At 41.0% G+C, this 383-nt stretch carries 1 protein-coding gene; it reads left to right on the top strand.

Features of this window, described 5'->3' with window-relative positions:
- Window positions 1-383 (top strand): DUF389 domain-containing protein (locus CYK18_RS10655; RefSeq protein ID WP_101786499.1); only part of this gene is annotated, 383 nt, incomplete at both ends.

Genomic DNA, 383 nt, shown 5'->3' with positions numbered 1-383 from the left:
TATTCAACACGGGAATACCGTGAGAAATTATACGATGACCTTCATGTTCGATTGAGAGATACAGCGATTTTGATGTGTGCAATTTTTATTGCCTCTATCGGACTAAATATGAATTCAACAGCTGTCATTATAGGAGCCATGTTGATTTCACCTCTCATGACACCGATTGTTGGACTGGGATTCGGTTTAGCTATTTTTGATACGCGTTTAATCAAGCAATCTCTAGAGGTTTTATTGACTCAAGTGTTGGTCAGTTTGCTTGTCTCGACTCTGTATTTCTGGATTTCTCCCTTGTCTTATGCAAGTAGCGAGTTGATTGCACGAACCTCTCCAACCATTTGGGATGTCCTCATTGCTATTGCTGGTGGGATTGCTGGTGTGAT

It is taken from the genome of Streptococcus mitis (assembly GCF_002860865.1).
GTDB lineage: Bacteria > Bacillota > Bacilli > Lactobacillales > Streptococcaceae > Streptococcus > Streptococcus mitis_AT.
The sequence above is the reverse complement of the archived record's forward strand: the minus strand, read 5'-3'. Positions and strand labels throughout refer to the sequence as shown.